16 protein-coding genes and 3 pseudogenes are annotated in these 15068 nt (G+C 39.4%); 8 read left to right on the forward strand and 11 right to left on the reverse strand.

Annotation, left to right across the window (positions count from 1 at the left end; genetic code table 11):
* Positions 1–12 precede the first annotated feature (12 nt).
* The 7 genes from HT729_RS01375 to HT729_RS01405 form a co-directional block, all read right to left on the reverse strand.
* Entirely contained in the window at positions 13–510 is a 498-nt protein-coding gene (locus HT729_RS01375) for an antirestriction protein ArdA (protein WP_000342539.1), read from the reverse strand.
* 116 nt (positions 511–626) lie between these two features.
* Positions 627–848 carry a hypothetical protein gene (locus HT729_RS01380; RefSeq protein ID WP_001009056.1) on the reverse strand — a complete coding sequence of 74 codons (222 nt, stop codon included), beginning with the start codon at positions 846–848 and terminating at the stop codon, positions 627–629.
* 42 nt (positions 849–890) lie between these two features.
* Complete coding sequence (gene mobT, locus HT729_RS01385) at positions 891–2096, reverse strand: MobT family relaxase (protein WP_000398284.1); 1206 nt, start codon at positions 2094–2096, stop codon at positions 891–893.
* A gap of 22 nt (positions 2097–2118) precedes the next feature.
* Complete coding sequence (locus tag HT729_RS01390; RefSeq protein WP_000879507.1) at positions 2119–2271, reverse strand: hypothetical protein; 153 nt, start codon at positions 2269–2271, stop codon at positions 2119–2121.
* 2 nt (positions 2272–2273) lie between these two features.
* A complete protein-coding gene (locus HT729_RS01395; RefSeq protein ID WP_000813488.1) occupies positions 2274–3659 on the reverse strand; it encodes an FtsK/SpoIIIE domain-containing protein in 1386 nt (461 codons plus the stop codon).
* A gap of 28 nt (positions 3660–3687) precedes the next feature.
* The gene (locus HT729_RS01400; protein ID WP_000985015.1) at positions 3688–4074 is read right to left on the reverse strand and encodes a YdcP family protein; all 387 of its coding nucleotides are present in this window, start codon (positions 4072–4074) and stop codon (positions 3688–3690) included.
* A gap of 15 nt (positions 4075–4089) precedes the next feature.
* The gene (locus tag HT729_RS01405) at positions 4090–4404 is read right to left on the reverse strand and encodes a YdcP family protein (RefSeq protein ID WP_000420682.1); all 315 of its coding nucleotides are present in this window, start codon (positions 4402–4404) and stop codon (positions 4090–4092) included.
* 648 nt (positions 4405–5052) lie between these two features.
* On the opposite strand from HT729_RS01405, the pseudogene HT729_RS01410 reads away from it, so the two are divergent.
* From HT729_RS01410 to HT729_RS12325, 3 genes and pseudogenes are all read left to right on the forward strand, one after another.
* Positions 5053–6298 (forward strand): annotated as a pseudogene (locus HT729_RS01410) (transporter).
* A gap of 22 nt (positions 6299–6320) precedes the next feature.
* Positions 6321–6539 (forward strand): annotated as a pseudogene (locus tag HT729_RS01415) (hypothetical protein); the annotation flags it as partial.
* On the forward strand, positions 6517–6642 hold the full coding sequence (locus HT729_RS12325; protein ID WP_257379697.1) for a hypothetical protein: 126 nt from the start codon (positions 6517–6519) through the stop codon (positions 6640–6642). The pseudogene HT729_RS01415 and the gene HT729_RS12325, both read left to right, overlap by 23 nt.
* Positions 6643–6734: 92 nt before the next feature.
* Here HT729_RS12325 and HT729_RS01420 read toward each other — a convergent pair whose 3' ends face one another.
* Positions 6735–7304 (reverse strand): MptD family putative ECF transporter S component, encoded by a 570-nt coding sequence (locus HT729_RS01420; RefSeq protein WP_000415698.1) that lies wholly within the window; start codon positions 7302–7304, stop codon positions 6735–6737.
* Positions 7305–7438: 134 nt separating this feature from the next.
* On the opposite strand from HT729_RS01420, the gene HT729_RS01425 reads away from it, so the two are divergent.
* From HT729_RS01425 to nrdI, 5 genes and pseudogenes are all read left to right on the forward strand, one after another.
* Complete coding sequence (locus HT729_RS01425) at positions 7439–8053, forward strand: YesL family protein (protein WP_119919986.1); 615 nt, start codon at positions 7439–7441, stop codon at positions 8051–8053.
* Positions 8031–9701 carry a sensor histidine kinase gene (locus HT729_RS01430; RefSeq protein WP_119919987.1) on the forward strand — a complete coding sequence of 557 codons (1671 nt, stop codon included), beginning with the start codon at positions 8031–8033 and terminating at the stop codon, positions 9699–9701. Before HT729_RS01425 ends, HT729_RS01430 begins: the two co-directional genes overlap by 23 nt.
* A gap of 11 nt (positions 9702–9712) precedes the next feature.
* A pseudogene (locus HT729_RS01435) lies at positions 9713–10986 on the forward strand (response regulator transcription factor).
* Between the two features lie 60 nt (positions 10987–11046).
* On the forward strand, positions 11047–11580 hold the full coding sequence (locus HT729_RS01440) for a hypothetical protein (protein WP_050356471.1): 534 nt from the start codon (positions 11047–11049) through the stop codon (positions 11578–11580).
* A gap of 77 nt (positions 11581–11657) precedes the next feature.
* Complete coding sequence (gene nrdI, locus HT729_RS01445; RefSeq protein ID WP_172925823.1) at positions 11658–12128, forward strand: class Ib ribonucleoside-diphosphate reductase assembly flavoprotein NrdI; 471 nt, start codon at positions 11658–11660, stop codon at positions 12126–12128.
* Between the two features lie 179 nt (positions 12129–12307).
* Here nrdI and HT729_RS01450 read toward each other — a convergent pair whose 3' ends face one another.
* The 3 genes from HT729_RS01450 to HT729_RS01460 form a co-directional block, all read right to left on the reverse strand.
* Complete coding sequence (locus tag HT729_RS01450; protein WP_100104346.1) at positions 12308–13570, reverse strand: NRAMP family divalent metal transporter; 1263 nt, start codon at positions 13568–13570, stop codon at positions 12308–12310.
* Positions 13571–13775: 205 nt separating this feature from the next.
* Complete coding sequence (locus HT729_RS01455; RefSeq protein WP_172925821.1) at positions 13776–14234, reverse strand: DUF3021 domain-containing protein; 459 nt, start codon at positions 14232–14234, stop codon at positions 13776–13778.
* Positions 14231–14671, reverse strand: a complete 441-nt coding sequence (locus tag HT729_RS01460; RefSeq protein WP_172931581.1) for a LytTR family DNA-binding domain-containing protein — start codon at positions 14669–14671, stop codon at positions 14231–14233. Before HT729_RS01460 ends, HT729_RS01455 begins: the two co-directional genes overlap by 4 nt.
* Positions 14672–15068: the final 397 nt, after the last annotated feature.

A 15068-nucleotide genomic window follows, 5' to 3' on the forward strand; every position in this document is an offset into this window, starting at 1 on the left:
GTACCGACAGATTTAATAGACGATTTCAAAAATCCCATGATTGGTTGAGATAAACGTTCCTGAAAGGTCTAAATCCCGACCATAGGCTTGATAATCAATATAGTTTTGAAGACTAGCTGGTACTTCGCCTAAAGCACCCGTTTCTTCAATGTAGTAGCGTGCCACGTCATACATATCATCACAATCGGAATGAATGATAATATCCTCTTGATGTTCGCTTAGTTCTTCAATGCTTGAAAAATGAGTGAGCAGAGCAGATAGCTCCGATTGTAATTCTTCGGGTAATTCCGATACCATTTCCCATAGTCGATTGAGTTCGCCAATGGAAGTGTATTCGTCAACCGTAAAGGGTAACTCGTAGTCATGAATGGCGTATTCCTCATATTCATCATTCAAGCCGATTTTCTCTTTGACTTCCTCAAAGTCAATGGGAAAGGTAAACCACGCACCGACCAATTCGCCCTCATTGTATTTGCCTAAATTCGCAATATAGACTTGCATATCGTCCATATATTCACGTCCTTTCTTTGTAGAGATTCAAAAATCCCTACCGCACTTCGTTTGGTGTACCATTCCTTTGCGGAACATAAGAAAACCACTTATATTCCACAAAAGAACGGTTTTATTTAAGCACCAATAATGCGATTGAATAGCTCTAGTAAAATGTCTTTTACTCCAGCAGCGTTGAAGACTAAGCCAACCGCAATAATCGCAATAATTAAAAAGCCAATCAGTTTGCTAAACTCACGCTTGAAGCCAAGATACAAGCCAATCACAACGATTGCTAAAAGCACCAGTGATTGAGCGTTTGATAGAAACCAGTTATAAAGGTTTTGTCCAAAATTCATAAAAATGTTCTCCTCTCTATATTCAATGAATTTGTATTTGAGTTATTTTTTTGTTGTTATCACGTCCTGTTCTTTTACTGACTGTTGCTTCAAAATCTGCTTGTGTCGGTCTGTCAGTTTCGCATGGTCGAGAATGTCTTTTACAACCTGCGTCTGGTTGATTTCATCAAGTTTAATCGCAACCTTTAAGGTCGGGGCAACTTGATGAGATAGCCAGTTCAGCGTCCTTTGGAAGGAGTAAGGCTCTGGTTTTGTGGTTAGTTTTAATCGTTCACGATTGTTCCCAATAAACCAAGCCCATTCTTCATTCAGTTTCCAATCAGAACGAGGTTTGGAATCGTCTTTATCTACAAAACGGATATACCGATTGATAATTTTAAAGGCGGTATGCTCTGGATTGTCATAGACGAGTAAATCACGGACTGCATAATAGGCACGCTCATTTTTCAATCGAATCTCAAAACGGTTTTTTACTTCTGCGTCTTCAATGGGAATATCATTTTTCTTGTACTGCTCGTAGTCCTTTTCATAGATACAGAAATAAACTTCACTTTGTAATGAACCGATATAGAGGGTGTTTCCCATACATTCCTTTTCCTCTTTGCGTACCAGTTCGCCACTGCGATAGCTTTTAAAACTGCGGAAGACGGAGATACATTCTTCCTGTTGGCACTTTTCAGTGAGTACAGGGATATTCAAAATCCCTGTCTTATCGTTAATGGCAAGGTCAAGGCGTTTCATCACACCGCCAGCCACCAAAACGTCCATAAAGAACTCATACCAGCTTCTTTGTTGTGCCAGAAGATAGCTTTCAAATTGTCTGCACCCACGACCTTTCAATTCCACCAGAACTCCTTTGTCCAGTTCATGGGAGCAAAGGACGAATATGTCGCCTAAAGCATAATGCTCTGAATAAGAATAGAAACCATAGTCCTCATGAAGAAAATAGGACAGTTTCAGTTGTAAGATGTTTTCGACCACCTGCTGTACGTCTGTTGTCGGAAAGCGAATCCTTACATAATCAAACAGCATTTCAAGGGGAGCGTCGGGATTGAAGCGTTCCAGAGCTTCCCAAAGGGACTGCTGTAAATCCTCTGATGGCTTGACTTTTCCTGTTTCAATATCGCTTAGATACTGCCTTGTAATACCAGTCGCAACAGCTAAACGGTTTTGAGATAGTCCATAAGCCAAGCGTTTTTCTTTTAAATGCTGTAACCAAGTTTGTTCATTCAGTAAAAATCCCTCCAATCAAAAAGGCGTATGTCAACTTTTAAAGCCCATTTGACATACGCTGAAATTTTGTAAATCCCTTGTAACCAAAGGATTTTCTAATGTTTTTTTGACTGTTTCCTGTCGATTTGTACCCCCCTGTTAGATACGGGGGGTTAAGTGCTGGCGTGGCTATTGCCACACCAGCCAGCAAGATCAGTCCACACCTGCGACTTCCGCTTCGCACGTCGCCTGCGTGGACTGTCTGCTGTTGGATAACTTTTTAATTTCCTCCAAGAAATCATATCCTTTTGGTACAAGGGGAGTATAAAACTCTGATATGACACTTGTTCCTACATCAACATAGCCACGACCTTTGATTCGCTTTAAGAAGAAATCCTTTTGTACGTCACTGCCAAACATCATGCCATAGCCCATTTCAGACATACGACCTAAAGCCACTCTGAAATTAAACTGATCACGGATTCCGTCGCCTAAATATTTTGCGTCTGGACGTTGACAAGCCAGTATTAGAAAGAAGCCAGCTTGACGACCTAACATGACAATCTGTTTCAGCTTATTCATAACTGCGGTGTTTTCTTTTGTTCCCAGCATTTCCATGAAAGCGACGTATTCATCAAAGATTAAGAAGTGTGCCGGGAGACCTAAGTAAGCATAATTTTTGCCAGTCTTATAGTTCTTCATCTGCTTCATTTCCTCACTACGTTTCATCATTTCTTCATAGAATGTTTCAATGCAAGAAAGCAAGTCTTCTTTTCTATAGTAGACATTTGCCATCACAGAACCTAAGTCCGCAAGGTCAGCATTTTTCGGGTCAAGAATATACAGTTTTGAATCTGTATGAAGCAAGGCTTCAATCAGTGTCAGTATAAAGTAAGTTTTACCGCCACCTGTACCACCAGCAATCAACATATGAGGGAGCTTATCATATTCCCACCATACGTTTTTCATTAAGCGAAGTTTACCATCTTTAGCTTCTACTTCATCAATAGAAATACGACTGGCTATGGTGTCATAGAGCAAAGTATATTCCACATAGGAATCCTTTAACTCTTTATCCGTCAGCTCACAGTACAAGCCACTCTCTAATTTCTTTTCCAAGTGTAAGAGTTGGTCTTGATATTTTCCCAGCGTGATTTCCACCCGTATCTGTATCAAGCCATTTTTAAGTCGATAATACATTTTAGGGAAGTAGGTTATCTTTTCCTTTGTACGACCAGCACTATCTTTAAAGAAACCCTCTGTTTTGACCTGTTCAGATTCATACCACTTGTTTTCAAGTATCATCTTTGCCAGTTTTTGACGGTGGTAAAGTTGTTTAACCGTATCATAGCGAACCCGTTTGAATACAAACGCTACCAGCAAGCAGATAAGAATTGCGACACTGAAACTGATAATTAAATAGGGAATGTCAATCTTATCTGCTTGTGATAGGTTAAAATCCTGCCAGTTGATCTGCTGGATTGTCTTCACATGAAACAGTCCGACAACCAGCAGGAAAACAGGCAGGAGTGACGCTATCGTAAAATGAAAGACTAAATCTTTACCAGATGGGCGAATCCTTTTACCACGCTGTTTCATGCGAAAAAGTCTCCTTTCTACCTAGCGACTATTTGTCTTGTGTCGGTTCTTTCTTTGCTTGTGGTTGAGCTTTGAATGAACTAGAATCCTTTGTCAGCACAATATCGTCTGCCTTGATATACCAGTCAACATCTGCTCCTTGATAGGTGGCAGTAGCAACGGTGTCCGCAATGGGATTGATAAGTTCCACCCGTGCGTTATAATCAAACTCTTTCAAAGGCACGCTGGCAGGAATACTTACTTGAATCATGCGTCCTTGTCCTTTGGATTTTAAGTCATAGGTACGTTCCTTGATTTCATCTGAAACCGACCCGTCTTCATTTTGGATTCTCACTTCACGACGTAGAGCAGAGAATTTCAATTCTCCAAAAGTCGTGTCTTTATCTAATACAATGCCATTTGCTAATCTCATCATTTTTCCTCTCTTTCTTTATTCTTTTATCATGTCGTCAGCATGTAAAAGGTAATTTGTAAAACCACGAGTGCCGATTTTGTAGCCCTCTGCGGTAATACGTGGATTGACTAACTTCACACGTTCCTCAAAGCCGAAATGTTTTTCGCCAGCTTCAGCAGGAAGCACCACCACAATATCATCTGCTCTTTGAACATCAGAATAGAGATTATAGCTTCTTGATAAGACAGTTAGCCGTCCGTTGATTCTTCGCTGAACGACTTTATCCTCGCCAGCAAATTCTAAATTGCCGAATGTTTTTTCCATGTTGGGAATCACAAATTTAAGTTCCATATTTTTACCTATCCTTTCTTTTTTATTGGCTGAATGAATGTTTGATGGTCTTAAAGAGTGGGGAACGACCTTTTGATTCTTGATTTTTTGTTTTCATAAGTTCACTTCCTTTCAAAATCGGGTAAAAAAATAGACACCTCATTTTTTGAAGTGTCTACCTATTAAATATTCAAATTTTATTGGAAGTATCTTTATATCTTCACTTTTCAAGGATAAATCGTCGTATCAAAGCTCATTCATAAGTAGTAAATTAGTAGTAAATTGAGTGGTTTTGACCTTGATAAAGTGTGATAAGTCCAGTTTTTATGCGGATAACTAGATTTTTATGCTATTTTTTATATAAAAATAAGGGTCTTGAAAAAATCCAGAGAGGCATTACAATCTTACAAGATTTAGAGTATATAGATGGTGCAAGATACTATGAAAACTATTTTGCAAATCAGCTTTCAAATAAAGATTTGTAATATATTCTCGTTACATCGACTGATGAAAAATAAATAGGCTTGTAGATGGATTGATAATTAGCAATTTCTAGGCGCTAGAGTTTCTATTTTCAGAAAAAATATATTACAAAAAAGTGGGGAGTCCCGCTTTTTTTGTTAGACTGGATTCAATAGAATACTCTTTGAAATGTGAGAAAGGTCTATTATGAAACTATTCTTAAAACATCATTTATTTAGAATACTGACCTTATCGAGATTTTTAAGCTCAAGTGGAGCTTATATTTATAATCTGGTATTTATTGTTTATGCTGCGAGTCTACCCTTTAAAAATATAGCTGTATTTATGGCGAATATGATTACGATTTTACCTTTCCTATTTACTTTTTATGTTGGGATTAAGGCTGATCATACTCGGAATAAAGCAGGGACAATTATCTGGGTTGGTTGTGTGCAAAGTCTACTATTTCTTTTGATTGCTAGTGTGATTCATGATCAGAACTTCGTAACGTTTGCTGTTATCTGTATGGTTAATATCTGTTCGGATATTTTATCAGATTATACAGCAGGCCTTCGTATGCCGATTATCCAGCATAATATTTCGGAAGATAAGCTCTATGAAGCTTATTCCTTTACTCAGTTTGTTTCCTATTTATCAAATCTAGGAGGTCAAGCCTTAGGATTATGGTTACTCACAACAAGCCACCAAAATTTTTCTTTTGTTGCAATTGTGAATGCTGGTTTCTTTTTACTATCTTCTCTTATTTTGTTCAAAAATAGAAGAGAATTGACGCATTTGTCTGTAACGATAGAGAATGAGCCTATTAGTTTACTTCAACAAGTTAAGGCAATCTATGCGGACATGGATGATATATTTAGACAGAGAGAAAGTAAATCATTGTTTAAAATGATTCTTGTCATTTTGGTAATGAATACTTTGGGAGGAGCTGTTGGAGGTATTTATCACTTTTACTTATTAGACAATACTATCTATCATCTCAGCTATGCTCAAGCCCTATTTTTTAATTGAATGTGTTAGCTTGGGAGGAGCTATTCTTGGTAGCCTAACTCCCCATGATTATTTTGGTAAATGGTCGTTTTCAAGTTTGCTATCGCTCAATGCAAGTCTGTTTGTCTTGCTTGCTACTGCTAATATTTTAGATTTTTCTCCTCTAGTAGGTGTTGCCTGCTTAACCTTTGTCATGTATTTGATGTCGAAATCAATGCCTAAATTAGATACTCTGTTATTGTCTAATTTGAGCGCGGATGTATTAGCTCGAAGTAATAATCTCTTGAGTATGATTGTTTCCCTAACATTACCTTTGGGGATGTCTGTATTTTCCTTCTTAGCTTTGCAAGATATCAGGCTTTGTTGGTGGGTATTTTTGGTAGTGAGTGTGATAGGGTTAATTTTATCACTAGAAAAAAGAAGTTTTTCAGGTAAAAAAGTTTAACCTAGGCAAATCAGGCTTACTAGAAGGTCTTCCAGATTTGATTCGTGTGACGACTGTAACCTTGATTTCCCTTGTTGGTGAAACAGCTATGGCTGGTGCGGTTGGAGCTGGCGGTATTGGTAACGTAGTCATCGCTTATGGATTTAACCGCTACAATCACGATAAAACTATCTTGGCAACCATCATTATCATTTTGATTATCTTTAAATTCATACTCAATGAAAATCAAAGAGCAAAGTAGGAAACTAGCCGCAGGTTGCTCAAAACACTGTTTTGAGGTTGGAGATAAGACTGACGAAGTCAGTTACATATACCTACGGCAAGGCGACGTTGACGTGGTTTGAAGAGATTTTCGAAGAGTATCAATTCTTGGGAGACTTCTTGACCAAGTCTTGAGCCATAAATAAAAAAGAGCCGCCTGGCTCTTTTTAACTAATCAGATTTTCTGTGCAAATTTTTTACTCAAGGCTTGTCCAATCAAGGCACCCACTAGGGCTCCGATGACAATACTTGCGATAAATAGAAGGACAGTTCCAGGGTTTGGCGCAACCATGATACGGTCGATATATTCTTGCGATTTTCCTCTTGCTAGAAGGGTTGCCATATAGGCTTGGGGTGCAATCCACATGAGTAAGATTGGTCCTGCTGTGCTAAAGGCAAAGAGTATGAAAGAAAGGAAATTCTTAGTTTGGTTCTTGTATTTTCCGAGGTTAGCTACTCCATCTGCTAGCAGCCCACAGATAATTCCAGGAAGGAAGGCACCGGCACCGTGTTTAGTTCCCAAGAAAAAGAGAGCAATAACAAGACCGATAGTGGTAACGGCTCCAAAGCGCGGAACTTTTGCGACTAGAATCATATAGACGCTACCGCCGACAAGGGCAGTAAAAGCAGGCGCATAAAACATGTTTCCAGTTTGGTCAAGGAGATTGCCCAAAAGAACACCAATCCCCATGCAGAGGAAGTAAAGAACTGCAAAAAGCAGTGTAGTTAAGATAGATTTTTCCATGAATTGTCTCCTGATAATTTTTTCACAATTCTCATTTTACCATGGTTTGGTGGGATTGTAAATGGATACTAGAAGTTTTTGAAAACGCTTGAAATATGATATAATAGTTTCATAGTTATTTTTAGGAGGATATCATGGGGAGATTTTTAGACTTTGTCTTTAATCGTTTCTTTTTAGGGATGATTGCGACAGCCTTCTTTTGGCTATTAACTTTAGCAGGAGGGATTATCCTTGGTCTAGCGCCGGCTAGTGCCACCTTGATGAGCTTGTATGCAGAACATGGTTATAGCTTTCGGGAATACAGTTTGAAGGAGGCTTGGTCTCTTTACAAGCAAAATTTTGTCTCAAGCAACCTGATCTTCTATAGCTTTTTAGGGGTGGATCTAGTTTTGGTCTATGGCCTGTATCTCTTGGTGCAATTGCCTCATCAGACTATTATTCATTTGATTGCGACCTTTTTTAATGTTCTAGTAGTTGCCCTGATCTTTTTGGCTTATACAGTATCTTTGAAATTACAAGTTTATTTTGACTTGTCTTATCGAAATAGTCTCAAACTATCCTTGATTGGCATTTTTATGAGTCTAGCAGCTGTGGCCAAGGTTCTCCTTGGGACTGTGCTACTTGTAGCAATTGGTTACTATATGCCTGCCCTGCTATTTTTTGTAGGAATTGGGATGTGGCATTTCTTTATCAGTGATATGTTGGAACCGGTCTATGAAAGTATCCATGAAAAATTGGCGACAAAGTAGGATGAAGCAGTTTTGGCTACATACGCTTCTGCGAACCTACAGTTCAGTTATGATGATTATTATTGCGAGTTTTGCAATCTTACTCTCTTACGCTGACTGGGATTCACGGGAAAAGGAAGCCCAGAGAGTAGCCCAGCGTGTAACTGCTCGAACAGTGAGTGAAATTGAATATTACCATAGAGAGTCAACCCAGATAGCTCAGGCTTTAGTTGAAAATCAAGCTCGTATTGAGGGAATCTATAAGTACTTTAGCCTTAGCATGCCAGACTATTTTTACTGGCAATTAGAGCGGAAAGCTTCGCCTTATGTATCAGTCTCTCTGCATGAAAATGTTGATGATCTCTATGTTCGAAATGATTTTGTAACTGGAGTGGCCATTGCTTTTCAAGATTACAAGGAAGTCTATGTTTCTACTAAAGACAAACGTAGTGGAGAAAAAATCAGGGCTGAGGATTTCAAACCAGCAGGAAATAGTTTTGCCATTCCGGTGTCAGATCCAGTGTCAGATCAAGATTTAGGAGTGATTTACATCTCCTTGGATCCTGCTGTTTTATACCATGCCATTGATAATACTAGAGGTCATACTCCGATGGCAGTAACAGTGACCTCACCTTTTGATACGGAGATTTTTAATATTGGTGAGACAGTTGATAAGGAGAGTGAAAATTGGCTAGTTGGCTTAACTTCTCATGGTTATCAGGTTCAGGTGGCAGTTCCAAAAAACTTTGTTTTACAAGGAACAGTGACTAGCTCTGCTTTGATTGTGAGCTTGAGCCTTCTCTTTATTGTCATTCTTTATCTGACTTTGAGGCAGACTTTTGCTAATTACCAAAAGCAGGTAGTGGATTTAGTAGAATCCATTCAAGTCATTGCTCAAGGCGAAGAGGGGCGTCGGATTGACATTTCCGAAAAAGATCAGGAATTACTCCTAATCGCGGAGACGACCAATGATATGTTGGATCGATTGGAAAAGAATATCCATGATATTTACCAGTTAGAGCTTAGTCAAAAAGATGCCAATATGCGAGCCCTGCAGGCGCAAATCAACCCTCATTTTATGTATAATACGCTGGAGTTCTTGCGCATGTATGCAGTTATGCAGAGTCAAGATGAGTTGGCAGATATCATTTATGAGTTCAGTAGTCTCTTGCGTAACAATATTTCTGACGAAAGAGAAACACTCCTCAAACAGGAATTGGAATTTTGCCGTAAATACAGCTATCTCTGCATGGTTCGCTATCCCAAGTCCATTGCCTATGGTTTCAAGATAGATCCAGAGTTAGAGAATATGAAGATTCCCAAGTTTACCTTGCAACCGCTGGTAGAAAACTATTTCGCGCATGGTGTTGACCACAGGCGGACAGATAATGTGATTAGCATCAAGGCTCTTAAACAGGATGGTTTTGTGGAAATTTTGGTGGTCGATAATGGTAGAGGAATGTCGGCTGAAAAGTTGGCAAATATCCGAGAAAAATTAAGTCAGAGATATTTTGAACACCAAGCCAGCTACAGTGATCAAAGGCAGTCTATCGGGATTGTCAATGTACACGAGCGTTTTGTGCTCTATTTTGGAGACCGCTATGCCATTACTATAGAGTCTGCAGAGCAAGCCGGTGTTCAGTATCGTATTACAATTCAAGATGAGTAGAAAGGGAGAAAATGTATAAAGTATTATTAGTAGATGATGAGTACATGGTGACAGAAGGTCTGAAGCGTTTGATTCCCTTTGATAAGTGGGATATGGAGGTCGTCGCAACAGCCAGTCATGCCGATGAAGCTCTAGAATATGTTCAGGAAAATCCTGTCGATGTCATCATTTCCGATGTCAATATGCCAGACAAAACAGGGCTTGATATGATTCGGGAGATGAAAGAGATCTTACCAGATGCTGCCTATATCCTGCTCTCAGGTTATCAGGAGTTTGATTATGTAAAAAGAGCAATGAACCTTAGTGTGGTGGACTATTTGGTCAAGCCTGTTGATAAGGTAGAGCTGGGAAATCTGCTGGAGAAGATTGCAGGTCAGCTCGGCGAGAGAGGGAAGAAAAGTCAGACTCTTAGTCAAGAATTAGACGAGGCTGGATTTGTTAGTTATTTAGGGGATAAGGAGGTCTATCCAAGGAAAAACAAGGTTCCTTCACCATTCCCTACTATGTCTTGGGCCAAGACTGGCAGATTTTCATTTCTGACCAACCCCTAGATGGCTTAGTTGTTACACCTTTTGAAGCTCCTTATCAAGAACACTTTGAACGCTGGAAGCTGAATGCTGAGAAAACCCTCTTTTACGGTTCTGTAAATTTGCAGCAGTATGAGAGTCTCTTTGCCTATTACGAACCGATTTATAGGGTTATCATTCAGGGAAATCTCAATCAAATCGTAGAAGAGTTAAATCTCTTGGAGAAGGTAGTTCTTGAAAATACACCGCGTGTTCCGATTACTAAACAGCTTTTTATTCAGTTTGTCATGGATGTTTTTCATTTATTTGAGCATCTCAAAGCTGATGACCTGACAGACATCGTCAAAACCATTCATGCTATTCAATCCTTCGATGAATTGGTTTCTTATATCAAGGAAACTCTGACCAGCTTTTTCGGTCAATACCGTATGAATGAAAATGTGGTCAGTGTGCTGGAAATCATTGGTCGTGATTACCAAAAAGAGCTTTCCCTCAAGGATATCAGTAAGGCTCTCTTTATCAATCCTGTCTATCTAGGGCAGTTGATTAAGCGAGAAACCGATTCGACCTTTGCAGAGTTACTAAACAAACAACGTATTAAGGCTGCCCAGCAGCTCTTGCTTTCAACCAGTGACAGTATCGAAGATATTTGTTATGCTGTTGGTTACAGTAACCTTGGATATTTCTATAAAGTGTTCCGAAAATTGTGCGGAAAATCGCCAAAAGCTTACCGAAAACAGGTAGAAACGATACTATAAGATTTGTATTCCTTTGCAAAAAGTGCTATAATATGAATAATATTATCAGGAGGTTCTATTATGAAAAAGAAACCAATTTATCTATGGGTCTTGCTAATCTTGTCTGCCCTTATTTCAGCTATGTCTCTGTTTGGAATGTTGAGTCCCTTACCTAGCAAAGAAGCCCTTCGTGCCGCTCAGAAACAAGTTGCAGGGGTCAGTGCTCAGCAATTAGAAGACAACATCAATTACAGCTATAGAGTAGCAGAATCAACTCATTCTATTTTTAATATGGCCTTGATTGTGCTATCTGCTATTTTAGTGGTTGTAGCGATTGTCTTCCTTATTCGTAAGAATTTGCAGTATGCAAATTATACTTATGTCGGCTATGTTTTGCTAGCCATTATTGGTTCGATTTATGGCTATGTTGGTTTACAGGACGCTGTGCAGTTAGTTCACGATGAAACCATGCGTTTAGGGATAAGTGTTATTTCACAAGCCGTTAGCATTCTCTCTATCGTCATCAATATTCTCTTCCTAGCCCTTGTCTTCTACAAGATATGGCGTCAACAAAAAGCCTTGGCTGAAGAAGAGGAAACAGAAGATCTTGCCTAAGTATTGACAAAAAAGAACTATCAAGTTACAATCTTGGTAGTTATTTTTCGATTATAGATAAAATCATGGAGGTACATATGAAGACAATTTCTTTAGTTTATATCAGTTTGAGTGGCAACACTGAAAGTTTTGTGACGCGCCTGAAAGACTATCTCTTGTCCCAGTACAAAGGGATTGAGGTTCAAAAGATTCATATCAAGGATTTGGTCAAGGAAGGTCACGATTTCTATGAAATGGACCATCCCTATGTCGCTTTTTTGCCGACCTATCTCGAAGGTGGGAATGGTGTGGATAACGGAGATGTCGAGATTTTGACGACACCAGTGGGAGATTTTATCGCCTATGGTTACAATGCTAGTAAGTGTTTTGGTGTGGTTGGTTCAGGAAATCGTAACTTTAATAACCAATACTGCCTGACAGCCAAGCAATACAGTCAACGTTTTGGTTTCCCTGTATTGGCTGATTTTGAAATGCGAGGCATGCTGGAAGATATCAAACGTGTCGCAGCTATTATCGCAGATTTGTATGAGTTGGAAAGGGAGAATTAAAATCAATATAAGAGGCGTTTGGGATTTTTCAACTGTTTTTTGAGTATAAACAGTCTTTGAGAACGCAAAAAAGCATAAGTTCAGGTCTTCGAAACCTTGTTCTTATGCTTTTTATCATAGAAATATTTGCTGAATTTTCTCTTGAAATGAAACCTTATCTTCATCTCGCGCTTTGTCGATTATCCTGCTTTTCCGATTGCGAGTGCGTAGATAAAGAAGATGGCGAAGCCAAAGAGGAAAATCAATCCCGCAATGGCAAGGTGTTTGAGCCAAGAAGGAAGATTTTTGTTTTCACGTGTTACCAAGGCGTAATTCAAAAGAGCAAAGAAAGGTGTTGTCAGGAAAGAGCCAATCATGGCAAAGCGGAGCATGGTTGAAACCTGACCAGCGAAGAACTTGATAATGATGATACCGATGATAGCAGTGATGGTCATCCAGATGTTCAAAGATTTACGATTGTCCTCTTTTTGACTGATTAGCAGTCGGAGAGATTCCTGATTAACGCGAGAATAGCCATCGATAACAGTGATAACTGTTCCAAAGATACAGAGGAAGGCAATAAAAGTAATCAAGTAACGGGACCATTCGCCAAGAACAGAGGCATACATGCCCACGAATTGAGAGATGTATTTGACTGAAGCAGCTTCAACCGCCTGCCCTGTAGGATACTGAATCAGTGCTCCCAGTGCTACAAAGAAGACGGCTAGGATAGCTGTTCCAATATAACCAGTGTTAAAGTCAAACAGAGCATCTTCTGTGTTAAAGTTGACGGTCTTTCTCTTTTCAGCTGACCAAAGCGAATTGATAGCTGAAATTTCAATAGGAGCCGGCATCCATCCTAGGAGGGAGACGATGAAGGGCAGAGCTGCCATTTGCCAAGGTGTCTTCTCGACAAAATCAGAACTGTATTCTGGATGCTTGACCGCTGCGATGATAACTGCAAGAACAGTTGCAATGGTTAAGGCAGACATAATCCATTTGACCATGCCGTCTAAAAGTTTGTAGCCTCCAAAGAGTAGCATAGCCCAAATGATTGCAACGAGAATGAGGGACCACTGAGTAATGCTAAGTCCAATCATTGGGAAGGCACTGGCGATGATAGCTGAGCACAGAATGGCAACACCAGCCGTGTTGACCATAGCCGAAAAGACATTGAGGATAAAGAAAATCCAGAGATAGAGTTTTCCTTTTTCGGCATAACCTTCAACCAAAGTCTTTCCAGTATCAGCTGTGTATTCAGCACCAAAACGGAAAAATGGATATTTAAAGACATTGGCTAAGATGACCAAGAGAAGTAGAGACCAACCGTAAGAACCGCCAGCTTGAGTTGAGGATACAATGTGGGAACCTCCAACAGCGGCAGTTGCCATTAGGATTCCAGGTCCCATTGCTTTTAGCTTGCTTGCCCAGGTTGATTGATTTAAGGAAATAGCTTGTGACATGATAGATGCTCCTTTTTGAATTTTCAGAATAATCTGGATATGTAATCTATATTCTACAAAAAACTTTGGGAAAATGCAAGAATATTTTGAAAAAAGATAGAAAATTACAGAAAATTCACAAAGAAGATCTGAAAATAACTGTTATGATAGCAAGGTAAAGAAAAACCGAGAAGTTTCTTTCTCGGATTTGCTTATTATGAGATCCTTACTTTCTATGCTCCAAGAGTTGATTGATGTGGTCTACTTTTTTAGCCTCTCTTTTATAAAGAATAGCCCAGATGATGAGGTAGACAATCGCAAACTCGATAATGAGCTGGAGATAGAAGAACCAGTGGAAAGGGAACCAACCTGCCAGAGTTGCCAGTGGGATAAAGCCAGCCAGCATGAGGAAGAAATGGGAAAGCGTCGCACGAAGCATGCTCCAGTCACGGCTGAATAATCGTTTACCAAAGTTGAAGAGAATACCGATGGCTGCCCAGATAAGAGTACAGTAGAGCAAGACCAGGGCACCGTGAACCTGATGTTGAGTCATCACTTGGCCGATGAGAGAGTAGGGATTGAGCGGTGCGTAGGTATTTGGTGCATAAATGAGTGAAAAGAGGATAGAGAGGATGAGGCCGATAAGAACACCGGCGGCTGCGTCGTGAAATACTTGTTTTTTCATAGTTCTAATTTCTCCTTGATGGTTTTTAGATAACGGCGTGAAGAGTAGGTGAAGCTTTCGTTTTTCAAGAAAATTTCTACTAGGCCGTTGGGGGTGAGCTTGAGATGAGAGATGAAATCGATATTGATGATTTCTGATTGGGAAATTTGGATAAAATTGGTTGGCAGAATTTCAAGGACCTGATAGAGTCGTAAGTCAATGGTGTAGGTCTGACTCGCGGTTTCTGCTAGAACCTTCCGATTCTCGATATAGAAGCGTTGTATCTTACCAATCTTAACGAGATAGACCTGATTATCAATCTTTCCTTTGATTTTTTCTGTTCGATCCAGATTTTCTGCGAACTCGATGACTTTCTGGACTTTTTCGGTTTCTTGAGGTGCTTGGACAATCAGCTTTTCCTCCTCGTAAGTCTCACTAATCTGTAGTTCTACTTTCATAGTTTTCTCTCCTTTTCAGTTATACAAGGTTGTGATCACTTCCTGTATATCCTTATTAAACACTATTTTATAGCCCATGGCAAGGAACCTTGTCTATGTGGAGGGATTGGGCTCCTATGTGGTGGAGCTTTTCTGTTCTTTCTGAAATATGGTATAATAGCACTAATCAATTTCTAGGAAAATAGATACGGAAAGGGGCTGAAAGAACTAGGGGAACAGTTGGAATTAGAAAGTGATAGGTATGAAAAGTGGCGTTGAAGCTGAATAAGTTTATAAAGCGTTTGAATGAAGAAATGGAAAGTAAATAAGTTGACGATGAATTACAAAATAGATTTTATCTACAATTTGTATCTTTCAAATCATTGATTTGAATTTTAGATTTAATCATGTTACAATT

It is taken from the genome of Streptococcus sp. 79, from assembly GCF_013277425.1.
Taxonomy (GTDB): Bacteria; Bacillota; Bacilli; order Lactobacillales; family Streptococcaceae; genus Streptococcus; species Streptococcus pseudopneumoniae.